This window comes from Glycomyces lechevalierae (genome assembly GCF_027622945.1).
GTDB classification, from domain to species: domain Bacteria; phylum Actinomycetota; class Actinomycetes; order Mycobacteriales; family Micromonosporaceae; genus Glycomyces; species Glycomyces rutgersensis.
The window spans coordinates 20,912-44,671 of record NZ_JAPZVQ010000008.1 but is presented as its reverse complement, the minus strand read 5'-3'; the positions used below and the strand labels follow the sequence as shown (position 1 = coordinate 44,671).

The window sequence follows — 23,760 nt, the reverse complement described above, 5'->3', positions numbered from 1 at the left end:
GCTAGGTTCGTGCGCGCGGCGCCGGGCCGGGCCCGGCGCCGCACGGTGTCTGTCGAGCGGTCACTCCTGCGGGACCTTTTACTTGAACGCCTGGTTGACGCTGTTGAGGTCTTCGGCGAAGTCGACCTCGATGACGTTGTGCTGGGAGATGTCGACGGCTTCGAACTTGAGGCCGTCCTTCTCGATGGCGAGCTCGATGCCGCCCTCGAAGTAGTCCTGGTCGTCGACCTCGGCGAGGCGCTTGGCGACGAGCGCGCGGTCGTCGGCGGAGACGTAGTTGATGCCCACGGCCTCGCCGAGCGCGCCGTCGCTGACCTTCTTGGAGAGCTTGTTGATGTACCCGTCGGCGCCGAGGGTGTACTTGACCTCCTCGTCGGAGACCTTCGCGGTGTTGACGGAGATGAAGGAGCGGTCCATGGCGATGTGCGGGAGGATCACGTCGAGCACCTGGGGGTCGAACACGACGTCGCCGTTGAGCCAGAGGACCCCGCCGGGGCCGAGGATGTTGAAGGCCTTGAGGAGGCTCTTGGAGGTATTGGTGTCGCCGTAGGCCTGGTTGTAGATGAAGCCGACGTCGGGCACCTCCTCCATGATCATCTCCTTCTTGAAGCCGACGACGAGGTGGATGGAGTGGCGGCTGAACCGGGAGGTGAGCAGGCGCAGGGAGCGGCCGAGGATGGTCTCGCCGGTGTTCAGGGGCGTCAGCGGCTTCGGGTGCGGCTTGCCGAGCCGGGAGCCGACGCCGGCCGCGAGGATCACGATGTTCGTGGACATGTCGAGTGCCACCTCGTTCGGTTTGGATGATGGATTGGTGCAGTTTACCTAGCTGAACGTCCCGTGACGCATGGCCCAACGTGCGGTTTCCACGGGGGTCACATGTGAATGCGCTGATGATGCGGGCTGTCGCGCGGCAGGGACCGGGGGTGACGGTCACCGGTCGAGGAGGGCCTCGGCGAGGGCGAGATCAGCGGGTTCGGTCACTTTGAGGTTGCGTTCGGCGCCCGCGACGGTGCGGACGGGGACGTCGGGCCGGCAGCGCAGGACCACCGAGCAGTCGTCGGTGGGGGTGAAGCCGGGGTCGGCGGCGGCTTCGGCGTGGGCGGCGGCGATGAGGCCGAGCCGGAAGCCCTGGGGGGTCTGGACGCGGGCGAGGGAGGCCCGGTCGGGGACGTCGACGATGCGCCCGTCCCGCACCTCGACGACCGTGTCGGAGGAGGGGATCGCGGCGGTGACGGCCTGGCATTCGTCAAGGGCGGCAACGACATCGTTGATGATGCGGCCGGTGACGAGCATGCGGGCGGCGTCGTGGACGAGGAGTTTCGCGTCCTCGCCGACGCCGGGCTGGGCGAGGGCCCAGCGGATCGCGGCGACGGAGGAGTCGGCGCGGGTCGCGCCACCGTCGATGACCGCGGAGAGTTTTGTCACATTCGCGGCTTTCGCGATGGCCCAGGCGGTGTCGTGGAAGCCCTCGGCCATGACGAGCACGATCCGGTCGACCGCGGCGGCGGCCTCGAAGGCCTCGAGGGTGTGCTGGAGCACCGGCTTGCCCGCGACTTCGAGGAGCTGTTTGGGGACCGCGGCGCCCATGCGGGAGCCGCGGCCGCCGGCGAGGACCGCCGCGATGGTCGGTGGGTGGGGCACGACTGGTCCTCCTGCTGGTCGGCGGTCGGCTGCCGGACCAATCTACGTTCCCTGCCGCGCGCGCGGGCCGAGCGGGCCCGCGCGTCGCGGCGGCGGGTGCGCTGCGCTGCTACGACCCGGCCGTGGCGCGGGCCTTGAGGACCTTCTCGAACAGCTGCACGTGGAGGCCCACGACCTGGTCGGGCTCGAACCGCTTGGCGGTGGCCATGCCGCCGTCGGCGAGCTTGCGGCGCAGGTCCGGGTCGGCCATGAGCCGGCGGAGGGCGTCGGCGAGCGCGGCGGGGTTCTGGGACTCGACGAGGAGGCCGTTCTCCTCGGTGTCGATGATCTCGATCGGGCCGTGCTTGACGGCGGTGCACACCACGGGGAGGCCGGCGGTCATGGCCTCGACGATGACGAGGCCGAACGGCTCGAAGCGGGAGGGGATCGCGGCGATGGAGGCCTTGCCCCACTCGGCGTCGAGGGGGGTGACCGGGCCGGGCATCTCGACGCGGCCTTCGAGGCCGTGCTCGGTGATGAGGCCTTCGAGCTTCTTGCGGTCGCGGCCGCGCCCGAAGATCTTGACCTTCCACTCGGGGAACTCCTCGGCGACCTGCGCGAAGGCCTTGATGAGGATGTCGAAGCCCTTCATGCCCGTCATGCGGCCGGCGGTCATGATGACCGGCTCGGTGAGCACCGAGGGCGGGTTGGGGTTCGCCGGGATCGAGTTGGGGACGCAGACGATCTTTTCAGTGATCGCGGGGAAGGCCTCGCGGTAGGCCTTGGCGTCGGCCTCGGTGATGGTGACGATCGCGTCGAGCTTGGGGTACTGCGCGTCGATGTGCTGGCGCATGTTGGCGCGGTAGCTGTCGAGGTACATATGCTCCTGGGCGACCATGGCGTACCGGTCGGGGCGGCCGTACGCGGCCATGTACAGGTTCACGGAGATCTGGGTGCCGATGGCGATGTCGGTGTCGAGCTTCTGGAGGTACTTCTTGACCCTCATGTCCAGGAGCTTCGAGGATTCGCCCTGGTTGTTCACCTTGTCGGCGTCGAGGAATGACGGCCGCTTCGACTGCCACCGCTCGATAAAGGACAGCTTGTCGCCGCCGTCGGAGGGCTTGCGGACGTTCCAGAGGTCGACGATCTTGATGCGCGGGTCGATGGCGAACGCGGGCTTGGCCTTGTGCTTCACGAATGAGGCGATGGTCACGTCGTGGCCCAGGTCGACCAGGGCTTCAGCGGTATTGATGGAGGTCTTAATGGTCCCGCCGATGCCATAGATGTTCCGGACCAGAAATGTGATTCGCATGAACTCGAAACTCGCTTTCGAAGAATTGCCGTCTTCAGCCACAACGGATAGACGGTGCTCTACGCCGAGACCGATCCGCATTGCTTTGACGCGCGAGCCACCGCTGCGGGTTGCATCTACGCGGCATTTAGTTTACGGAAGGCTGAACCCTAGGGGGACGCGCAGGACCCGGGCGTGGCCGGTGGCATGGCACTGTCAGATAAGCCACATAACCGGGCAAACTTCCAGTGATCGCGTCGCCTCGGGATCACTCGTCCGGGTACCCGCGACTACTCGTCGGAAGCGGGCGCGGCCTTCTTCGCCGCCTTCTTCGCAGTGGTCTTCTTGACGGTTTTCTTGGCGGCGGTCTTCTTTGCCGCGGTCTTCTTCGCGGCGGTCTTCTTCACCGCTTTCTTGGCGGCCTTCTTCGCGGTCTTCTTGGCGGGGACGGCCCCGGAGGAGACCTTCTCGCGGCGCTCGGCGAGCAGTTCGGCGGCGCGGTCGATGGTGAGGTCCTCGATCGAGTCGGTCTTGCGGATCGACGCGTTCGTCTCGCCGTCGGTCACGTACGGGCCGAACCGGCCGTCCTTGAGGGTGACCTCCTTGCCCGTGACGGGGTCGGGGCCGAGCTCCTTGAGGAGGGTCTGGGCGCGCTGCTGGCGTCCGCGGGTCTTCGGCTGGGCGAGGAGCTTCTCGGCCTCGTCGAGGGTGAGCGTGAAGAGCTGCTCCTCGTTCTCGAGGGACCGGAAGTCGCGGTTCTTCTTGACGTACGGGCCGTGCGGGCCGAGGCCGGTGCGGATCTCCTCGCCTTCGGCGTCCTTGCCGACCAGGCGCGGGAGCGTCAGGAGCTTCACGGCGTCGGCGAGGGTGATCTCGGAGAGCTTCTGCCCGGTGAGCAGCGAGGAGGACTTCTCGCCGCTGGTCACGTAGGGGCCGTAGCGGCCGGTCTTCGCGAACACGGGCTCGCCGGTCTCGGGGTGGGTGCCGAGCTCGCCCTCGTTCTCGGCCAGCTCGAACAGCTCCTGGCCCTTCTCGGGGGTGAGCTCGTCGGGCGCCAGCGACTCGGGGATCGAGGGGCGCTTGCCGGGCTCGGCGGCGTCCTCCTGCCCGGGCGTGGTCCGCTCGAGGTAGGGCCCGTAGCGGCCGACGCGGGCGACGACCTTGCGGCCCTTGTCGTCGGTGTACAGCGGGATGGAGTTGACCTCGCGGGCGTCGATCTTCGCGAGCTCCTCCTCGATCATGTGCCGCAGTCCGCCGGAGGCGGCGACGGTGCCCTCTTTGTCCTTGCCGCCGAAGTAGAACTTGTGGAGGAACTCCTCGCGGGACTCCTGCCCGGCGGCGACCTCGTCGAGCTCGTTCTCCATGCCGGCGGTGAAGTCGTAGTCGACCAGGCGCGGGAAGTGGCGCTCCATGAGGCCGATGACGGCGAACGCGCGGAAGGCCGGGACGAGGGCCTGGCCCTTCTTGAACACGTATTCGCGGTCCTGGATGGTCTGCATGATCGACGCGTACGTCGAGGGCCGGCCGATCCCGCGCTCCTCCAGGGCCTTCACGAGGCTCGCCTCGGTGTAGCGCGCCGGCGGCTGCGTGGTGTGCCCGGCCGGCTCGAGGCCCTGCTCGGAGAGGTGCTGGCGCTCGGCGAGTTCGGGGAGGCGCTTCTCGGCGTCGTCCGCGTCGCCGTCCTCGATGGACTCGACGTAGGCGAGGAGGAAGCCCGGGTTGGTGATGGTCTTGCCGGAGGCGCCGAAGTCGGCCTCTTCGCCGTCCGGGGTGGTCGCGCGGGTGCGCACGGACGTGGAGTTCCCGGTCGCGTCGACCATCTGGGAGGCGAGCGTGCGCCGCCAGATGAGGTCGTACAGCCGGTGCTCCTCGGCCGAGAGCTGGCCTTTGAGCTGGTTCGGGGTCTTGAAGCGGTCGCCGGAGGGCCGGATGGCCTCGTGCGCCTCCTGGGCGTTCTTCACCTTCCGGGCGTACCGGCGCGGCTCGGACGGCACGTACTGGGCGCCGTAGAGCTCGGCGGCCTGGGCGCGCGCGGCGTTGATCGCGGTGTTCGACAGGTTCGTCGAGTCGGTCCGCATATAGGTGATGTGGCCGTTCTCGTAGAGCCGCTGGGCGACCCGCATGACCTGCGCGCTCGAGAGGCGGAGCTTGCGTCCGGCCTCCTGCTGCAGCGTCGAGGTGATGAACGGCGCGTACGGCTTGCGCCGGTACGGCTTCTTCTCGACCTTGAGCACGGTGAAGTCGCGGCCTTCGAGGCGCTGCGCGAGGCCGCGCGCGCCGGCCTCGTCGAGGTGGACGACGTTCCCCTTGACGTGCCCGGTGGCGGCGTCGAAGTCCTTGCCGGTGGCGACGCGGTCGCCGTCGACGGCGATGAGCGTGGCCTTGAACCGCTGGTCGTCATCCGTGGCGAGATTCGCGGTGACGTCCCAGTAGTCGGCGGCGCGGAACGCCATGCGCGCCCGCTCCCGCTCGACCACGAGCCGCGTCGCGACGGACTGCACGCGCCCGGCGGACAGGCGCGGCATCACCTTCTTCCACAGGACCGGGGAGACCTCGTACCCGTAGAGCCGGTCGAGGATGCGCCGCCCTTCCTGGGCGTCCACGAGGTCCTGGTTGAGCTCGCGCGGGTTCGCGGCGGCCTCGGCGATGGCCTGCGGCGTGATCTCGTGGAAGACCATGCGCTTCACGGGCACTTTCGGCTTCAGGGTCTCGAGCAGGTGCCAGGCGATGGCCTCCCCCTCGCGGTCCTCATCGGTGGCGAGGAAGAGCTCGTCGACCTCCGCGAGGTAGCCCTTGAGCTTCTTGACGTGCGCCGAGCGGTCGGGGTTGACGATGTACAGCGGCGCGAAGTCGTTCTCGACGTCCACGCCCAGCCGCGACCAGGCCTTGTCCTTGTATTTGGCCGGGATCTCCTTCGCACTGCGCGGAAGGTCCCGGATGTGCCCGAGCGAGGAGTCGACGATGTAGCCGGGTCCGAGATAGGAGGCGATCGTCTTGGCCTTCGCAGGGGACTCCACGATGACCAGGCGTTTCAGATCGGCCACTGCTCCCACCATTCACTCGGATATGCACTCGGTTCGTTACGTTGGCCTTCGCCGCTCCGTGACGGAGCGGTTTCCACCATACTGTGGCCGCTTACCTCGCGGCAGTGGTGATTCCTACTTCTGCCCAGTCCCCGACCGGATGTCGGGCTTGAGATTGCGCGAACGCCTGGTCGCGCGGGGGCGCTAGCAGGTCTTCTTCCGCTCCATAGGCGTTTTCCCTCTCGGCGAGCCCCGCCGCGAGAATGACCTTCGCCGCATTGACGTCCCGGTCATGGAGGACGCCGCAATGGTTGCACGTCCACGATCGGACGTGCAACGGCTTACGATCGCCGACGGCCCGGCACGAAGCGCAGGTCCTCGTGGACGGCAGAAAGCGATCCGTCTTCACGAGTTCCCGGCCGCGCCTTGCGGCCTTGTATTCGAGCATCGCGGTGAACCTCGCCCAGCCCGCATCGTGCACGCTCTTCGCGAGCCGGGTCCTGGCCAGCGCCTTCACGCACAGGTCTTCGATGACCACCACTTGGTTCTCGCCGATGATCTTCGAAGAAAGCCGGTGAAGGAAATCCGTGCGGGCGTCCGCGACCCTCGAATGCGCGACCGCGACGGCGCGACGCGCTTTTTCGCGATTCGCGGAGCCCGGCCGTTTTCGCGCCAGATTCCTGTTCGCCTTCGCGAGTTTCCGTTCGGCCCGGCGGCAGTACTGCGGCGCCGCCGTCTTCGAGCCGTCGGACCCGGTCACGAACGATGCCAGTCCGAGGTCGAGCCCGATCGCGCGGCCCGTGTCCGGGAGCGGATCGTCGCGGGTCTCGCAGACGAACGAGGCGAAGTACCGCCCGGACGCTTCGCGGACGACGGTGACGCTCGAAGGCGCCGACGGCAGGTCGCGCGACCAGACCACGCTGACCTCGCCGATGCCGGGGAGCCTGAGTCGTCCCGCCGCGGTGATCTTGAATCGCGCGTTCCGGGTGAACCGGATCGCCTGCCTGCGGTCGCGCCGGGATTTGAAGCGCGGCTTGCCGACGGGGCCCCTCGCCCGTTTGCCGGTCCTCGCGGCGAAGTAGTGCCGGTAGGCCTTGTTGGCGTCCCGGACGGCCTGCTGGAGCGCCACCGCCGAGGTCTCGGCGAGCCAGGCCCGCTCCGGACGGCGTTTGGCCTCGGTCACGACCCGGCGTGACACCTCGGCGTCGTTCACCCAGGGCCGTCCTTCGGCGAACGCCTTGTCGCGCAACTCGATCACGTCGTTGAACACGACCCTGCAACTGCCGAACGCCTTCGCCAGCGCCGCCTCCTGGGAGGCGCCGGGGTAGAGGCGGTAGCGGTATCGCAGTTGCACCGACTCACATTAGCCGCCGGACGTGACGAATACGCGGAACCGACATGGGTGTGCCCCGGCCGGATCGGCCGGGGCACACGCGGGAATGTTCCAGAATCAGCGGAGCCGATCTACGGCTCGCAAGCGTCGCCGTGGCTGCTCGCGAGCTGACCGGTGTCGTCGGCGGTCAGCCGACTTCGACCTTCTCACGCTGTTCCGGAGTGCGTGCTTCCCCCGCCTCCACCACCGCGGAACGGCGCTTGGAGACGATGATCGCGGCGACCAGGACGGCCACGGCGAGGCCGGCGATGATCCAGCGGACCGGGCCGCCGGACTCGGCGCCGACGCCGTCGACGGTGTAGACGACCACGGCCGGGGCGATGATGAGGCTCACCAGGTTCATGACCTTGAGGAGCGGGTTGATGGCCGGGCCCGCGGTGTCCTTGAACGGGTCGCCGACGGTGTCGCCGATCACGGCCGCGGCGTGGGCTTCGGAGCCCTTGCCGCCGTGCGCGCCGTCCTCGACGTCCTTCTTGGCGTTGTCCCACGCGCCGCCGGAGTTGGCGAGCATGACGGCCATGAGCACGCCGCACGCGATCGCGCCGGCGAGGTACGCGGCGAGCGGGCCGACGCCGAGGCCGAAGCCGACCGCGATGGGCGCGGTGATGGCGAGGAGGCCGGGCGTGGCGAGTTCGCGCTGGGCGTCGCGGGTGCAGATGTCGACGACGCGGCCGTACTCGGGCCGCTGCGTGCCCTCCATGATCCCGGGGAACCGCGCGAACTGGTCGCGGACCTCGTTGACGACGGCGCCGGCGGAGCGGGCGACGGCGTTGATGGCGAGGCCGGAGAACAGGAACACGACGGAGGCGCCGATGATGAAGCCCACGATGTTCGCCGGGTTGGCGATGTTGAGGGCCTCGAACAGGGCCGCTCCGGCGAGGCCCTCGCCGGCGACGGCGTCAGTGTAGGAGCCGAACAGGGCCGTGGCCGCGAGGACCGCGGTGGCGATCGCGATGCCCTTGGTGATGGCCTTGGTGGTGTTGCCGACGGCGTCCAGGTCGGTGAGGGTCCGGGCGGCGTCGCCTTCGACGTCGCCGGACATCTCGGCGATGCCCTGCGCGTTGTCGCTGATGGGCCCGAAGGTGTCCATGGCGACGATGACGCCGACGGTGGTGAGCAGGCCGCAGCCGGCGAGCGCGACCGCGAAGAGGCTGATGAGGATCTCGCCGCCGCCGAGCAGGTAGGCGCCGAGGACGGCGGCCGCGATGCACAGCGCGGTGTAGACGGCCGACTCCAGGCCGAGCGAGAAGCCCGACAGGATGTTGGTGGCCGCGCCGGTGCGCGTCGAGGCCGAGACGGCCCGGGTGGGCTTGTAGCGGGTGTCGGTGTAGTAGCCGGTGAGCGCCATGATGACGGCGGCCAGGGCGATGCCGATGACGACCGCGACGATGGCGTAGACCTGCGGGTTGACCGGGATGCCGGCGGCGTCGATGCCGGTGCCGAGCGAGGCCCAGTCGGACGGGACGTACCACAGGACCGCGGCCACGGTGAGCAGCGCGGAGATGACCGCGGACAGGTAGAACGCCCGGTTGATCGCGGTGAGCCCGGAGGCGTCGGAGGCGCGCATGCGGGTGATGATCACGCCGAGGACGGCGCAGACGATGCCGACGGAGGCGACGAGCAGCGGCAGGACCAGGCCGGTCTCGCCGAACGCGGCGCGGCCGAGGATGAGGCTCGCGACGAGCACGACCGCGTAGGACTCGAAGAGGTCGGCGGCCATGCCGGCGCAGTCGCCGACGTTGTCGCCCACGTTGTCGGCGATGGTCGCCGGGTTGCGCGGGTCGTCCTCGGGGATGCCCTGCTCGACCTTGCCGACGAGGTCGGCGCCGACGTCGGCGGCCTTGGTGAAGATGCCGCCGCCGACGCGCATGAACATGGCGAGGAGCGCGGCGCCGAAGCCGAAGCCCTCCAGGACCACCGGCGCGTCGCCGTTGTAGACGAACACCACGATCGAGGCGCCCAGGAGGCCGAGGCCGACGGTGAGGAACCCGACCACGCCGCCGGTGCGGAAGGCCAGGTGCATCGCGGTGGTGGGCTGGCCGTCGCGGGCCGCGGCGGCCACGCGCACGTTCGCGCGGGTGGCCATGTTCATGCCGGCCCAGCCGATGAACGAGCTGAACAGCGCGCCCACGATGAAGAACACGCTGCGTCCGATGCGGACGTCCATGCCCCCTTCGGCGGGCAGCAGGAACAGCAGGACCACGGCGATGACGACGAACACGCTGAGCGCGCGGAACTGGCGGCGCAGGTAGGCCGAGGCGCCTTCTTGGACGGCCCCGGAGATCTCCCGCATCTTGTCGGTGCCGGTGCCGGCCGCGAGGATGCTCTTGACGAGTGCGGCGGCGCCGCCGAGGGCGACCAGCGCGAGCGCGGCCGCGACCACGACGAGGCTCAGGTTCGAGCCCGCGAGCTCACCTACGCCCTCGTCGCCATTGGCGAGCAACGTATGCATGTAGTTCCTCCAAGCTGTACACATTTCATGGCTCGCAAGCTTCGCCATGTGTCCGGCGGGGCACCGCGGGACAGGTATCGCGAACACGTAAAGGCCGCGGGACGGGTAGGACGGCGCGGCCAGGGGGCCGGGCCAACGGCCCGGCAGAAGTAACGTGCGGAGTGTAACGATGTGAGGGCTTTGCGAGTGGGGATGGTCACGCTCTCCCGACCGGGTGTGCAACGCCTCAGTGATCGGCGGCGGAGCCCGATCCGGGGAGGGGCCAGGACATGCTGACGGTCGTCCCGCCGTTCGCGTCGGGACCGGTCACGACCAGGTCTTCGACCAGTCCCCCCAGGACGATGAGGGTGATCTCCTCGGAGAGGGTGTCCTCTTCCATCGCGTCGTGATCGCCCGCTCGCGCATCGCCGCCGCCGACGCCCGCCCCGATCCGGCCGCTCGAGCGCGCGCGCAGATCCTGCGCGTTATCCGTGATTTTCGCAACAAAACGATCACCGATCGAAAATTCCACGCGCACCAGATCGTCCATGCCCCGGTCACGGTGCCGCAGCACCGCGCGCGTGCACGCCTCGCCGACCGCCTGCCGCACCTCGTCCAGCAGACCCGTCGCGACGCCCGCGTGCGCGGCCACGTCCGCGGCCACGAGGCGCGCGGCGCGGACGTACGCGGCGGCCGGGGTGAACGCGAACCGGACGGTCACCGCCTCGGCCCGTCCCCCAGTGCGGTCGTGCTTGGAGCCGTTCACTCGCCGGGCACCGCTTCCCGGACATCGAGCACCTTGTCGAGGCCGGTGAGGTCCAGGAGCTTCCGGATGCGCGGGTTCGCGCAGACGACGACCAGGCTCCCGCCCGCGTCGGAGAGGCGCCGACGAGCGCCGATGAGCACGCCGAGACCGGTCGAATCGCAGAACTCGGTAGGCGTGAGATCGATCGCGACCCGCATGCGGCCCTCGGAGGAGAGTTGGCGGACGGCCTCGCGCAACTGCGGCGCGGTGTACATGTCGATCTCGCCGGTCACGCTGATGACCGCGTACTCGCCGACCTCGGAGAGGCTGAGCCCCAGCTCGGGCTCGGCCGCGCCATCGCCTGATGTTCCCCTCACGCCGTCGCTCCCCTCTCTCGGCGGATCCCGCGGTGGTGCGGGCGGGCCTGGGCGGGCCCGGTCCCGACGCAGCCGCGGCATATGAGCACTGTGTCTTGGCCCATAAGCGTACTGCGTTCCCAGTGAAGGGGAGCCGGGAGCGTATGACCGAATTGCGGGCGCGCGGCTTCGCTGGCGGCGACCCTGTCGGTGGGCTGCGGCATCATTGGACGGTGTCCGTCGACCAGCTCATCGCCGCCCTCGAATCGGAGGCAGTGCAGATTTATGGCTCGCAAGCTTCGCCAAGAGCGGGCCTCCGCCACCTGCGCCGCCTCCCGCCGCGCGCCTCCGTGCGCACCGAATGGCCCGAGTGGGTGCCCGGCGACGTGCGAGACGCCTTGGGCGGCATAGGGATCACCCGCCCCTGGCCCCACCAGGTCGAGGCCGCCACACACGCCTTCGAAGGCCGCGACGTCGTCGTCGCCACCGGCACGGCCTCCGGCAAGAGCCTCGCCTACCTCCTCCCACTCCTCACCGAAGCCGCAGCCGCACCGATCGACGGCCCGCAAGCGTCCCCGAGACCCGGCGAAGGCCGCACCCTCTACCTGGCCCCCACGAAGGCCCTCGCAGCCGACCAGGCCCGCGCAGTGGCCGAATTCGAGGTCCCCGGGCTCATCCCGGCGATCGTCGACGGCGACACCCCCTTCGAGCACCGCCAGTGGGCCCAGCGGTTCGCCAACCTCGTCCTCTCCAACCCCGACCTCCTCCACCACTCGCTGCTCCCCCGCCACCGCATGTGGCGCTCACTGCTCAAGAACCTCAAATACGTCGTGGTCGACGAATGCCACGTCTACCGGGGCGTCTTCGGCGCACACGTCGCACTCACCCTGCGCCGGCTCCTGCGCCTCGCCGCGCACTACGGCGCGAGCCCCACCGTGATCGCCGCCAGCGCGACCGCCGCAGACCCGGCGGCGTCCCTGTCGGTACTGACCGGACGTCCCGCGGTGGCGGTGACGGAGGACTTCTCGCCGCATCCGGGGGCCACGGTGGCGCTCTGGGAGCCGGTCACCTACGAGATCGAGGGCGAGCCGCAGCAGGCGAGCACGCTCTCGGAGACCGCGCGGATGCTGGCCCAGCTGACGCGCCGGGGCGTGCGGACCCTGGCGTTCGTGCCGTCGCGACGAGGCGCGGAGATCGTTGCGGCGGAGGCGAAATCACGCTTGGGGGCCGACCCTGCGGCGAACAGGATCGCCGCGTACCGCGCGGGCTACCTGCGCGAGCACCGCAGGGACCTCGAGTCGGACCTGCGCGAGGGCAGACTCCTCGGTGTCGCGACGACGAACGCCCTGGAACTCGGCATCGACGTGACGGGTCTCGACGCGGTGCTGCTCTGCGGGTATCCGGGACGGCTGGCGTCGTTCTGGCAGCAGATCGGGCGCGCGGGCCGCGGGGACACGGAGGCGCTGGCGGTGATGCTCGCGAAGGACGATCCCCTCGATACGTACCTGGTGCATCATCCGGAGGCGATCTTCGACCGGCCGGTGGAGGCGAGCGTGTGCGACCCGTCGAACCCGTACGTCCTGGCGGGGCATCTGTGCCTGGCGGCTGAGGAGCTGCCGCTCAAGAACGAGGACCTCGACGCGATTCCGGGCAGCCGTGAAGTGGCGGACCAGCTCTGCGAGCAGAAGCTGCTGCGGAAGCGCCCGGGGGGCCGCTACTACTGGATCGGCTCGGAGCGGCCGGAGGTGACGCTGCGCGGTTCGGGGCCGATGGGCGTGGACATCGCGGAGACGAAGACGGGCCGGCTGATCGGCACGATCGACGCGGCGGCCTCGCACCGCATCGTCCACAAGGGTGCGGTCTATCTGCATCAGGGCGAGTCGTTCCTGGTGGACGAGTTGGACCTTGAAGAGGGCATCGCGATGGTGCACGCGGCGAAGCCGCCGTGGACGACCAGCGCGCAGGAGATCACGCATCTCGAGATCCTGGGAGAGCGCGAGCGGCTGGAGATGGGCGACGTCTCGCTGTGCCTGGGCGATGTCGAGGTCACGTCGTGCGTGATCTCGTATCAGAAGCGGCGGCTGCCGTCGGGAGAGATCATCGACACCCAGGCCCTGGACCTGCCGCCGCAGACGTTGCGCACTGTCGCGGTGTGGTGGACGGTGGAACTCGAAGCGCTGGAAGGCGTCAAGGACCTCGCCGGTTCGCTGCACGCGGCCGAGCACGCCTCGATCGGCCTGCTGCCGCTGGTCGCCACCTGCGACCGGTGGGACATCGGGGGTCTGTCGACTCCGGCGCACATGGACACGGAGCTGCCGACGGTGTTCGTCTACGACGGTCATCCTGGGGGCGCCGGCTTCGCCGAGCAGGCCTTCCGCAAGTGGAAGGACTGGCTGGGCGCGACGAAGGACGCGATCGCGAGCTGCGGCTGCAAGTTCGGCTGCCCGAGCTGCATCCAGAGTCCCAAGTGCGGCAACGGCAACGAGCCGCTGCACAAGCAGGGAGCGGTCGCGGTCCTCGACCTGCTGCTGAAGGCCGGTGAAGGCCCGGTCAAGTCGACGGTCCACGCCGCCGAGCCGCCGCAGGCGAAGCAGGAAGACGACCTCTGGCCAGGCGATTTCTAACCGCCCACAGAGTTATCCACAGGCCGGAAACTCACTGTTGCCGATCAACGACAACCCGTGACAGGGTTGACGCATGCGCCAGACGAACCGACCCACCCGCAGCCTCACCGACACCCTCCACAAAGCCGTGTCCAGCGCGAACTCGCTTCTGCGGAAAGTTATCCACAGGCAGCAACTTTCTGTTGCAGAGCAACTACAGCATGTGTCAGCCTTGGATCAAAAAAGCCATCTGGCCTTGCGGGATGGCGGCGACAAGAGGGATTTCGCGAACGCCACCATACCGAGACCGCGCGCGGGAAGCCACCCGCGCGCGGTCCCCGCACAGGCCACACCTCCTCCATGGAGGAACACCAGAGGGCGGCCGGACACACCAGCCCGGCCGCCCTCAATCGCGTGTCTGGACGACTATCCGGCCACCCGGCTCAGGCTGGCGCTCAGGTGGGGGCTGAGGGGCTTGCCTTCGGCGGCCAGCTCCTGGGCGTACATGAGGGCGCCTTCCACGATGCCGTACAGCCGTTTGCCGGCGGTGACTTCCTTCGCCTGCGGGCTGCGCACGACCGCGTCGGTGGCGATCTCGATCTGAAGGCCGTCCACGTGCCCGTAGTACAGGTCGAGGATGCCCGTGGGGTGGGAAAGCAGCACTTCGATCTCGGGGCGCTTGGGGTCCTCGCCCTTCACGACTCGCCACCAGCCGGTCTCCTGGGCCGCGGGGCGGATGGGCTTCCCGTCGGGGTCGATGATCCAGGACCTGGCGTGGTAGCGCAGGAACGGGCGCCCGTCGTGGAGGAAGGCGATCTCCTGGGCGTACAGGAAGTCCTCGGTGCCGGGGTAGCCGCCCTGGCCGCGCCCGCGCCAGCGGCCGACGAGGGGCAGCAGCGGCAGCAGGTCGTCGTGCAGGTTGGGCCCGCGGCGCAGGTCGTCGGTCTCCTCGAACGGGTAGGGCTCGACCTTCTGAAAGGTCGAGGCGAACTCTTCGGGTACTTCGCGCTCGCTCATTTGTTCCTCGCGGTTCGAATGGTCCAGTAGCCGAGTGCGCCCGCCATGGCGCCTGCGGCGATGACGAGCACGGCCGTCAATGCCGTCTCCACGGGCACCACTTTACGTCCGGTCCTCGTCGTTTTCTCCGAGCGATGGCAAGATGTTGAGCATGACTACACCTGGACCCTTCGACAGCTGGCTCTCGGACATGGACGGCGTGCTCGTCCACGAGGGCGTGCCGGTTCCCGGCGCCAACAAGCTCATCGAGAAGTTGCAGACGGCGGGGAAGCGGTTCCTCGTCCTGACCAACAACTCGATCTACACCCCGCGCGACCTGCATGTGCGGCTGAAGAACTCCGGGCTGCAGGTGCCGGTCGAGTCGATCTACACCTCGGCGATGGCGACGGCGGACTTCCTGCAGTCGCAGCGGCCCAAGGGCTCGGCGTACGTGATCGGCGAGGCGGGCCTGACGACGGCGCTGCACGAGATCGGGTACGTGCTCACCGACTACCGGCCGGACTACGTGGTGCTCGGTGAGACCCGGCGGTACGACTTCGGGGCGCTCACGACGGCGGTGCGGCTGGTCAAGTCGGGGTCGCGGTTGATCTGCACCAACCCGGACACGACCGGGCCGAGCCCGGAGGGCCTGATGCTCGGTGTGGGCGCGGTTGCGGCGATGATCACTGCCGCGACGGGTTCCGAGGCGTACTTCCCGGGGAAGCCCAACCCTCTGATGATGCGGAACGCGTTGCGCCGCATCGGGGCCCACTCGGAGACGACGGTGATGATCGGCGACCGCATGGACACCGACGTGCTGTCGGGCCTCGAGGCCGGGCTCGAGACGGTCCTCGTTTTGTCGGGGGTCACTGACACTATGGAAGAAGTCGAGCGCTACCCCTTCCGACCGAACCACGTCAAGGATTCGGTGGCGGACCTGATCGACTGGATCGAGTAGTCACGGCACCGCTCGCGGCGCCGCACGTTCACGAGGAGCCGCCCCATGCCTCCCGGCCAACGCCCCGCCCAGTCCGCATCCCGTGCACGCCAGGGCGGTGAGGAACTGCTGCCCGCGCCGCGGCCGGCGCGCGGGGAGGAGACCTCCCGTCCGGCACGGGAGGCGCCCCCGAAGCAGCCTGCCCCGCAACGGGAACCGCGCGGTCCCGAGTCGAAGCTGAGCGCGCTGGAGTCGCGGCTGCTCGCGTTCGAGGCCCGCTGGTGGCGGGCGTCGGGCGCGAAGACGCAGGCGATCAGCGACGAGCTCGAGCTCACCCCCGAGCGGTACTACCAGCATCTGGCGCGGCTCATCGACCACCCGGAGGCGGCCGCGGAGCAGCCGGCGGTGGTGCGGCGGCTCAGGGCCGCCCGGGATCAGCGGCGCGCCGAGCGCTGACCGGGCTCAGGCTCGGCGGGCGCGGCGTTCGGTGAGGGCGTACCAGCCCGCGCCGACGGCGAAGACGGCCAAGCCGCCGAGGACGGAGTGCAGCGGCAGGCTCGCGGCGACGAGGAGGCAGCCGACGAGCCCGAGCCACGGGATCACGGCGCGCCGCTCGAGGGTCACGGCCGAGGCGTTCGCGACCCCGTAGTAGACGAGCACGCAGAAGCTCGAGAAGCCGATCGCCCCCGACAAGTCCAGTGTGGACACCAGAATCAGGACGAGGACGCTCGCCGCGACCTCGGCCGCCCACGGCACCCCGAACCGCTCCGACACCGCCGCGAGTCCGCCCGGGAGCCGCCGGTCCCGGGCCATCGCCAGCGTGGTGCGGCCGATCCCGGCGAGCAGGCTCAGCAGCACGCCCGCGACGGCGACGCCCGCGCCGATCGCGACCACCGGCTTGAGTGCCGGCGCGCTGGCCCCGGCGAGGTCCGCGAGCGGCGCGGTCGACGTGGCGAGCGTGCCCGCGCCGAGGACGCTCAAGACGGTGACGGCGACGAGCAGGTACACGGCGAAGGCGATCCCCAGGGCGATCGGGATCGCGCGGGGAATCGTCCGCTCAGGGTCCTTGACCTCTTCGCCGAGGGTCGCGATCCGGGCGTACCCGGCGAACGCGAAGAACAGGAACCCGGCGGCGGTGAGCACGCCCCACGGGTGCGTGCCGCCGAGCGGCTGCGCGGCCACGGGCCCCGTGAACCCGGCGACGACGACGGCGGCGAGCACCGCGAGCGTCGTCGCGGCGAACACGGCCGAAGCCGCGGCGGTCTTCTTGACGCCCAAGAGGTTGATGGCGCAGAACGCGGTCACGGCCGCCGCCGCGAGCGCCCGCGGATGGTCCGGCAGCAGGTACGCGCCGAGCGTCAGCGCCATCGCCGCGGCCGAAGCGGTCTTGCCGACCACGAACGCCCACCCGGCCGCGAACCCGGCCGCCGGGTGCAGCCGCCGCGTCCCGTACACGTACGCCCCGCCCGCCTGCGGATAGAGCGCCGCGAGCCGCGCCGAGGAGTTCGCGTTGCAGTAGGCGACCACGCCCGCGACCGCAAGGGCGGCGAGCAGGCCCGGCCCGGACCCGGCGGCGCGCGCGGCGGGGGCCCAGACCGCGAAGACGCCCGCGCCGAGCATCGACGCGAGACCGATCGTGATGGCTGAGGGGAGTCCGAGGCGGCGCTGCAGTGTCGGCCGCTCGCGCGGCGGTGTGGGCATGGGTCGAAGATACCGTGCCCGTATTACGCGAACCGGCTAGCGATAGCGCCGGTCAGGCTCGAGCCAGATCGGCAGTACCACTGTGTCCCATGGGATGCGTTGGACCGTGCGGAGGATGAGGAGCCCGAGCACGAGCCCGCCCGGGGTATCCGAGAACCAGTGGAAGCTCACGTACGTCGTCGAGAACATGACGATCACCGGCGGCGCCAGCCGGACCAGCCCGCGCTGCCAGCGCCGCATGTGCGCGCCGATGAGGAGGACGATGAACCCGTACCAGATGATCGTGTTGAGCACGTGCCCCGAGGGGTACGCGCCGGACGGGTCGAGCGAGGTGAACAGCACGGCCTGCGCGGCTTCGGCGTACGGGCCCGGTTCGGGGCGCGGCCAGTGGGGGTAGACGCGCGGCAGCGTGTACTTGAGGACGAGTACGGCCCCGGCCATGCCGTAGGCGACGAGGAACGCGATGAGGGGTCGCACGTTGCGGCCGCGCCAGGCGATGATGGCCGCGATGCCGAGGGCGATGCCGCCGAGGAGGCCGCCCTGCCCGAGGCGGTTGGTCTGCACGGCGAGGAGGTACGCCCATTCGGGGCGGTGGGCGTCGGAGAAGTCGCGGATCCAGATGTCGAGGTCGACCAGCGGGCTCGGCCAGGCGAGCGGGATGGTGAGGGCCGCGAACGCGACGGCGAGGACGATCTCGGGTACCCATGAGCGCGGCCGCTTCAGCACGAAGGGCCGCCAGGCGTCGGTGCGGCGCTGGTCTGCGGCGATCACGGGCGTAAGCCTAGCGACCGGCACGGGCCCGGCGAATCGGATATGGGGGTGCGGCCGGATACGCCGCAGGGGCGCCCGGGCGGGCGCCCCTGAACGGTGCCTGAATCTTTCGGGAAGCGCGGGTTACAGTCCGGCGACGTCGGCCTGCTTGGTGCGCACGGCTTCGGCGGCTTCCTTGAGGTTGGCGAGCTCGTCGTCGGTCAGGGGGGTCTCGACGACCTCCTTGACGCCTTCGGCGCCGATCTTGGCGTTGACGCCGAGGTAGACGCCGGAGATGCCGTATTCGCCGTCGACCCAGGCGCAGACGGGCATGACGGCGCCGGAGTCCTCGGCGACGGCCTTGGCCATGCGGGCGGCGGCGGCGGACGGCGCGTAGTACGCGGAGCCGGTCTTGAGGAGGGCCACGATCTCGGCGCCGCCGTTGCGGGTCTTGGTGACGAGTTCTTCGACCTTGTCGGCGGGGAGGAGGTCCGCGAGCGGCTTGCCGTCCACAGAGGACTGGCTGGGGACGGGGACCATGGTGTCGCCGTGCGAGCCGAGCGTCAGGGTCGTGACGGACTTGACGGGGACCTGCAGCTCCTCGGCCACGAAGTTCGTGAACCGGGCGGTGTCGAGCATGCCGGCCTGGCCGAGAACGCGGTTCTTGGGGAACCCGGAGGCGAGCTGCGCGAGCGCGGTCATCTCGTCGAGCGGGTTCGAGACGACGATGATGACGGCGTTCGGGGAGTGCTTGACCAGGTTCTCGGTGACGCCGCGGACGATCTTGGCGTTGACCTCGAGGAGGTCCATGCGGCTCATGCCGGGCTTGCGCGGCAGGCCCGCGGTGATGACGATGACGTCGGAGCCGGCGGTCTTCTCGTACCCGTTGCCGTCGTTGTCGGTGGTCGCGCCGACGACCTTGGTCTCGAAGCCCTCGATGGTGCGGGACTGGTTCATGTCGAGGGCGATGCCCTCGGGCTTGCCGTCGACGATGTCGGTGAGGACGACCTCGTCGAAGACGTCGTACTCGGCCAGGCGCTGGGCGGTGGTGGAGCCGTAGAATCCGGCGCCGACGACCGTGACTTTCTTACCCATCGAATGCTCCTCTGCATTAAGGCTGCCTGTGCGGTTCGCAGGCCCTCGGGTTGTTGCGGCGGCGCGTGCGTCGCCGTGGCGTACCAGGTGAATGTTGGGCTACACGAGAGTAACCAGGTCTGTTCGTCCACGCTATGACCCTCGTCTCGGAGGGTGCGACCGGCCCCTGACCGGGTGGCGGAGGCCTCCAAATGCGATCGGCCGGGCTGTGCGGCGCCCGGGGTGGCCGCGCCGGGGGATGATGGCGGGACGGACGGGAACCCGCGTGGTGTCGCATATCCGTCCCGCTTCGCGGTCCCGAAGCGTGGGCACTCGTTGACTTGTCCGATTGATGTAGTGGACTATTCAGAGGCCATCCGTACCCGAGGGAGCCGCGCGTGCTGTTCGCGACCACCATCCTCTCCTCCGTCGCCGCGGGCTTCGTCGCCCAGCTCGTCGACGGCAGCCTCGGCATGGGCTTCGGCACCATCACCATGACCTTCCTGCTGGGCCTGGGCATCGCCCCGGCCGTCGCCTCCGCCTCGGTGAACGTGGCGACGATCGCGACCGGCGCGGTGAGCGCCGCCTCGCACCACAGGCTGCAGAACGTCCACTGGCCGACCACCCTGAAACTCGGCATACCCGGCGCGGTCGGCGGCTTCGCCGGCGCCTGGGCGCTGGCGTCCCTGACGCGCCTGGACGCGGCGACGCCGGTGACGAGCGCGATCCTCATCGCGCTCGGCGCGGTCATCGTGTGGCGCTTCGTGAAAGGCGCCGGCGCGGGCCACGGCCCGATCCGCGGCGGGTTCGCGATCCCGACGGGCCTGGTCGGCGGTTTCCTCGCGGCCGTGGGCGGCGGCGGCTGGGGTCCGGTGACGATGCCGATCACGTTGACGACGTCGCGGCTGGAGCCCCACCGCGTGGTCGGCTCGGTCTCGACCGCGCAGGTGTTCGCGTCGACGGCGGCCGTGCTCGGCTTCTGGATGGCGGTGCCGGACACGCTGACGGTGCTGTGGCCGGTCGTGGTCGGCATGGCGGTCGGCGGCATGGCCGCCGCCCCGCTCGCGGCGTGGCTGACCCGCAAGATCCCCACGGCGAAGCTCGGTTCGACGATCGGCATGCTCGTCGTGGCGCTGAACCTGCGCACCCTGCTGGGGAACTTCGATGTGCCGTGGCCGGTGGTCACGGGCCTCTACCTGGCGCTCGCGGCCGTCTGGGCCCTCGTCCTGATCGCTCCGAAACGCACAGCGGCCCAACGGGAAGCGGCCACCGCTCCCGCCCCGGTGGAGGCCGAAGCGTAGCCGCGCAACGAAAGACGCCCGGACCGTCGCGGTCCGGGCGTTCTCATTCCCAGGTCAGCTGATCTGGTACGAGCCGGCGCGGTTGTTCCAGCCGATCGTGTCGAGGTTGGCGAGGTTGTCGATCCAGGTGGAGGACGCGCCCGAGAGGGTCACGGTGTCCCACAGCTTGATGTCGCACGAGCGGTAGGTGTGCACGGAGCTCGCGCGGTTGTTCCAGTTGGCCGCGTCGAGGTGGTCGACGCTGAACTCGACGGGCGAGTACGCGGCGGAGCAGGTGTAGCTGCCGTCGGCGACGAAGGACCGGGTGCCTCCGGCCGGGTCGTAGTTGGTGCGGTCGTACAGGGTGATGAGGGTGACGGACATGATGCCGACGTCCTCGGCGGCGGCCGCGTCCGCGGCGAGCGCCAGGGACTGGGTTGCGGCGCAAGTGGTCTCGCCGGTGCTGAGGTTGACGACGCAGTGGTCGGCAGCGTCCCGGGCCTGGGCGGCGCCCGGCGCGGACGCCAGGAGCCCTGCAGCGGTGAGCAGGGCGAGCGCCACCGCGGCGATCTTGCGACGGCGGGGGGCATGGTGCAGAGGTTCACTCATGCCCGAAATCATAAGCGAAGGGACGTCCTATTCGGAAGCCCCGCAACATGACAGAAAAGGCCCGAACCGGTGAACGGTTCGGGCCGCTCGGTGCTCGCCGCCTAGAACGCCTTGCCGCGCTGGAGCTCCCGGGCGATGACGATGCGCTGCACCTGGTTGGTGCCTTCGTAGATCTGGGTGATCTTGGCGTCGCGCATCATGCGTTCGAGAGGGAAGTCCTGGGTGTAGCCGTAGCCGCCGAGGACTTGGACCATGTCCGTGGTGATCTGCATGGCCGCGTCGGAGGCGAAGCACTTGGCGGCGGCGCCGAAGTAGGTGAGGTCGGCGTCGCCGCGTTCGGAGCGGGCGGCGGCCGCGTAGGTGAGTTCCCTTGCGGCGCTGATCTTCATGGCCGCGTCCGCGAGGATGAACTGGACGCCCTGGAACGCGGCGATCGGCTTGCCGAACTGCTCGCGCTCGGCGGCGTACGCGGTCGCGGCGTCGAGCGCGCCCTGGGCGATGCCGAGGGCCTGCGCGGCGATGGTGACGCGGGTGTGGTCGAGGGTGCGCATGGCGAGCGAGAACCCTTGGCCCGCTCTGCCGATGAGGCGGTCGGCGGGCAAGCGCACCGAGTCGAGGTAGACCTCGGCGGTCGGGGAGCCCTTGATGCCGAGCTTCTTCTCGGGCTTGCCGAAGGAGACGCCGGCGTCGCCCTTCTCGACCACGAACGCGGAGATGCCCTTGGCGCCCGCGCCGGGCTCGGTGACGGCGAAGACCGTGTAGAACTCGCTCACGCCCGCGTTGGTGATCCAGCGCTTGACGCCGTCGAGCACCCATCCGTCGCCGTCCTTGACGGCGCGGGTGGTCATCGAGGCGGCGTCCGAGCCGGCCTCGGGCTCGGAGAGGCAGTACGAGAACATCGCGTCCCCGGCCGCCACGGGCGGCAGGTAGCGGCGCTTGAGCTCCTCCGAGGCGTCGAGGAGCAGCGGGAGCGAGCCGAGCTTGTTGACCGCGGGGATGAGCGAGGACGAGGCGCACGCGCGCGCGACCTCTTCGATGACGATCGCGGTGCCGAGCGCGTCGACGCCCGCCCCGCCGTACTCCGCCGGGATGTGCGGGGCGTGCAGGTCAGCGGACTTGAGCGCCTCGTACGAGCGCTTCGGGAAGGTCGCGGCCGCGTCGGCCTCGGCGGCGTGCGGGGCGACACCCGTGTCGCAGACTTCCCGGGTGGCCGAGCGGATGTCGGCGTACTCTTCTGGCAACTGGTAGGGGCTGAACCCGGTGGACATCAGTGGCTCCCGCGGTTGTTACTCGTCAGTAAGACAGGCCGAGTGTAACCCACGGTGGACGCGACCGGTGACGCCCGCCACCGCGAATTTCTCACGGCTTCGCCGCAACTTAGGACGAAGTTCATGCGTGAAGCTGAATATACGACTGCGCAGGCCAAAGTCGCATTCACGTACAATTCGAGGTCGCCGCGCACGGATCCCACGCACGGGCGCCGCCCCCACCGGGCACGCCTGCCGAACGAACAGACAAGGCACCAGATGGTCAACGCGATCCAGCCTCCCTCGCAGAACACCACCACCCGGCCCCGCATCTCCTTCCTGGGGTGCGGGTACCTCGGGGCGACTTACGCGATCTGCTTCGCGGAGCTGGGCTACGAGGTGGTCGGATTCGACGTCGACGCCGCCAAGATCGAGTCCTTCAACACCGGGGTCCTCCCGATGCATGAGCCGGGCCTGCCCGAGCTGCTGAAGAAGAACCTCGAATCCGGGCGCCTGCGGTTCACCACCGACGTCCAGGCCGTCGCCGACTTCGCCGACGTCCACTTCATCTGCGTCGGCACCCCCCAGCGCAAGGGCGAGCACGGCGCGGACCTCTCCTACATCGAGACGGCCGTCGTCAACCTCTCGAAGCACCTGAGCCGCAAGGTCCTCATCGTCGGCAAGTCCACCGTGCCCGTCGGCACCGCGCAGTGGGTCCAGGAGCTCGTCGACCGCCACGCCCCCGAAGGACTCGGGGTCGAGGTCGGCTGGAGCCCGGAGTTCCTGCAGGAGTCGAATGCGATGCACGACGTCCTGCGCCCCAACCGGATCGTCTACGCCTCCCAGTCCGAGTGGGCCTCCCAGCTCCTCAAGGACGTCCACCGCGGCATCCTCGAGCTCGCCGCCGTCGAGGACCGCGAGGTCCCCGTCGTCGAGACCGACCTGGCGACCGCCGAGCTCGTGAAAGTCGCCGCGAACGCGTTCCTGGCCACCAAGATCTCCTTCATCAACGCCATGGCCGACCTGAGCGAGGCCGCCGGCGCCGACGTCGTCGACCTGGCCCGCGCGATCGGCTACGACCAGCGCATCGGCAACAGGTTCCTGCGCGCCGGCATCGGCTTCGGCGGCGGCTGCCTGCCCAAGGACATCCGGGCGCTCTCCGCGCGCGCCGGCGAACTCGGCGTGGGCGAGTCGTTCCGGTTCCTCGACGAGGTCGACTCCGTGAACACGCGCCGCCGCACGCACACCGTGCGGGCCGTGGCCGACCTGGCCGGGCGCACCTCGGGCCCGAACGGCCCGGACCTCTCGGGCGTGCGCATCGCCTACCTGGGCGCGACGTTCAAGCCCGACACCGACGACATCCGCGACTCGCCCGCACTCGACATCGCGCGGCGGCTGCGCTCGGCGCGCGCCGACGTCGTCGTGTACGACCCCGAGGGCCTGGAGAACGCGAAGGCGTACGCGCCCGAGCTGAGCTTCGTGAAGACCCTCGCCGAGGCGGTCGCGGACGCCGACGTCGTGTGCGCGATGGTGCCGTGGGAGGAGTTCCGCACGCTCGACCCCGAGGCCCTGGGCCGGCAGGTCGCCGAGCGGCGCATCCTCGACGGCATGAACGCCTTCGACCCGGAGCAGTGGCGCAAGCACGGCTGGTCGTACCAGGGCATCGGCCGCTAGACGCCGCACTGCGGCCAGGCTCCGCCGTTA

At 69.8% G+C, this 23,760-nt stretch carries 19 protein-coding genes; 5 read left to right on the top strand and 14 right to left on the bottom strand.

The features are described 5' to 3' along the window. Window positions 1-78 precede the first annotated feature (78 nt). The 8 genes from O2L01_RS14140 to O2L01_RS14105 all read right to left on the bottom strand — a co-directional run bounded on the left by O2L01_RS14140 (window position 79) and on the right by O2L01_RS14105 (window position 10,880). Window positions 79-774: a phosphocholine cytidylyltransferase family protein gene (locus tag O2L01_RS14140; protein ID WP_270122601.1), complete on the bottom strand. Its 696-nt coding sequence runs from the start codon at window positions 772-774 to the stop codon at window positions 79-81. Between the two features lie 156 nt (window positions 775-930). Continuing rightward, window positions 931-1,641: a 2-C-methyl-D-erythritol 4-phosphate cytidylyltransferase gene (ispD, locus tag O2L01_RS14135; protein WP_270122600.1), complete on the bottom strand. Its 711-nt coding sequence runs from the start codon at window positions 1,639-1,641 to the stop codon at window positions 931-933. 109 nt (window positions 1,642-1,750) lie between these two features. Beyond that, window positions 1,751-2,932, bottom strand: a complete 1,182-nt coding sequence (locus O2L01_RS14130; protein WP_270122599.1) for a glycosyltransferase family 4 protein — start codon at window positions 2,930-2,932, stop codon at window positions 1,751-1,753. 269 nt (window positions 2,933-3,201) lie between these two features. Beyond that, a complete protein-coding gene (topA, locus tag O2L01_RS14125) occupies window positions 3,202-5,967 on the bottom strand; it encodes a type I DNA topoisomerase (RefSeq protein ID WP_374727631.1) in 2,766 nt (921 codons plus the stop codon). A gap of 79 nt (window positions 5,968-6,046) precedes the next feature. Beyond that, a complete protein-coding gene (locus tag O2L01_RS14120; protein ID WP_270122597.1) occupies window positions 6,047-7,288 on the bottom strand; it encodes an RNA-guided endonuclease InsQ/TnpB family protein in 1,242 nt (413 codons plus the stop codon). 166 nt (window positions 7,289-7,454) lie between these two features. Next, window positions 7,455-9,779, bottom strand: coding sequence for a sodium-translocating pyrophosphatase (locus O2L01_RS14115; protein WP_270122596.1), 2,325 nt, complete (start codon window positions 9,777-9,779; stop codon window positions 7,455-7,457). Window positions 9,780-10,005: 226 nt separating this feature from the next. Continuing rightward, on the bottom strand, window positions 10,006-10,524 hold the full coding sequence (locus O2L01_RS14110) for an ATP-binding protein (protein ID WP_270122595.1): 519 nt from the start codon (window positions 10,522-10,524) through the stop codon (window positions 10,006-10,008). Next, the gene (locus tag O2L01_RS14105; RefSeq protein ID WP_270122594.1) at window positions 10,521-10,880 is read right to left on the bottom strand and encodes an STAS domain-containing protein; all 360 of its coding nucleotides are present in this window, start codon (window positions 10,878-10,880) and stop codon (window positions 10,521-10,523) included. Before O2L01_RS14105 ends, O2L01_RS14110 begins: the two co-directional genes overlap by 4 nt. A 212-nt stretch (window positions 10,881-11,092) precedes the next feature. Here O2L01_RS14105 and O2L01_RS14100 point away from each other — a divergent pair, with 212 nt between their 5' ends. Next, window positions 11,093-13,483, top strand: a complete 2,391-nt coding sequence (locus O2L01_RS14100; RefSeq protein ID WP_270122593.1) for a DEAD/DEAH box helicase — start codon at window positions 11,093-11,095, stop codon at window positions 13,481-13,483. Between the two features lie 405 nt (window positions 13,484-13,888). On the opposite strand, the gene O2L01_RS14095 is transcribed toward O2L01_RS14100, so the two are convergent. Beyond that, window positions 13,889-14,479 (bottom strand): heme-binding beta-barrel domain-containing protein, encoded by a 591-nt coding sequence (locus O2L01_RS14095; RefSeq protein WP_270122592.1) that lies wholly within the window; start codon window positions 14,477-14,479, stop codon window positions 13,889-13,891. Between the two features lie 151 nt (window positions 14,480-14,630). On the opposite strand from O2L01_RS14095, the gene O2L01_RS14090 reads away from it, so the two are divergent. Beyond that, window positions 14,631-15,416 carry an HAD-IIA family hydrolase gene (locus O2L01_RS14090; protein ID WP_208496955.1) on the top strand — a complete coding sequence of 262 codons (786 nt, stop codon included), beginning with the start codon at window positions 14,631-14,633 and terminating at the stop codon, window positions 15,414-15,416. Window positions 15,417-15,461: 45 nt separating this feature from the next. After that, window positions 15,462-15,851 carry a DUF3263 domain-containing protein gene (locus O2L01_RS14085; RefSeq protein WP_270122591.1) on the top strand — a complete coding sequence of 130 codons (390 nt, stop codon included), beginning with the start codon at window positions 15,462-15,464 and terminating at the stop codon, window positions 15,849-15,851. 6 nt (window positions 15,852-15,857) lie between these two features. Here O2L01_RS14085 and O2L01_RS14080 read toward each other — a convergent pair whose 3' ends face one another. The 3 genes from O2L01_RS14080 to mdh form a co-directional block, all read right to left on the bottom strand. Further along, window positions 15,858-17,096, bottom strand: coding sequence for an APC family permease (locus O2L01_RS14080; RefSeq protein ID WP_270122590.1), 1,239 nt, complete (start codon window positions 17,094-17,096; stop codon window positions 15,858-15,860). A 36-nt stretch (window positions 17,097-17,132) separates the two neighbouring features. Further along, window positions 17,133-17,867, bottom strand: a complete 735-nt coding sequence (locus O2L01_RS14075) for a phosphatase PAP2 family protein (RefSeq protein ID WP_270122589.1) — start codon at window positions 17,865-17,867, stop codon at window positions 17,133-17,135. Window positions 17,868-17,990: 123 nt separating this feature from the next. Continuing rightward, a complete protein-coding gene (mdh, locus tag O2L01_RS14070) occupies window positions 17,991-18,941 on the bottom strand; it encodes a malate dehydrogenase (protein WP_270122587.1) in 951 nt (316 codons plus the stop codon). Between the two features lie 377 nt (window positions 18,942-19,318). On the opposite strand from mdh, the gene O2L01_RS14065 reads away from it, so the two are divergent. Further along, window positions 19,319-20,221 (top strand): sulfite exporter TauE/SafE family protein, encoded by a 903-nt coding sequence (locus O2L01_RS14065; RefSeq protein WP_270122586.1) that lies wholly within the window; start codon window positions 19,319-19,321, stop codon window positions 20,219-20,221. 54 nt (window positions 20,222-20,275) lie between these two features. On the opposite strand, the gene O2L01_RS14060 is transcribed toward O2L01_RS14065, so the two are convergent. After that, window positions 20,276-20,809, bottom strand: a complete 534-nt coding sequence (locus tag O2L01_RS14060) for a hypothetical protein (RefSeq protein ID WP_270122585.1) — start codon at window positions 20,807-20,809, stop codon at window positions 20,276-20,278. A 101-nt stretch (window positions 20,810-20,910) separates the two neighbouring features. Further along, window positions 20,911-22,077 (bottom strand): acyl-CoA dehydrogenase family protein, encoded by a 1,167-nt coding sequence (locus tag O2L01_RS14055; RefSeq protein ID WP_270122584.1) that lies wholly within the window; start codon window positions 22,075-22,077, stop codon window positions 20,911-20,913. A 258-nt stretch (window positions 22,078-22,335) separates the two neighbouring features. Between O2L01_RS14055 and O2L01_RS14050 the strand changes: the two genes are divergently transcribed. After that, window positions 22,336-23,730 (top strand): UDP-glucose dehydrogenase family protein, encoded by a 1,395-nt coding sequence (locus O2L01_RS14050; protein ID WP_270122583.1) that lies wholly within the window; start codon window positions 22,336-22,338, stop codon window positions 23,728-23,730. The last annotated feature ends 30 nt before the right edge of the window (window positions 23,731-23,760 follow it).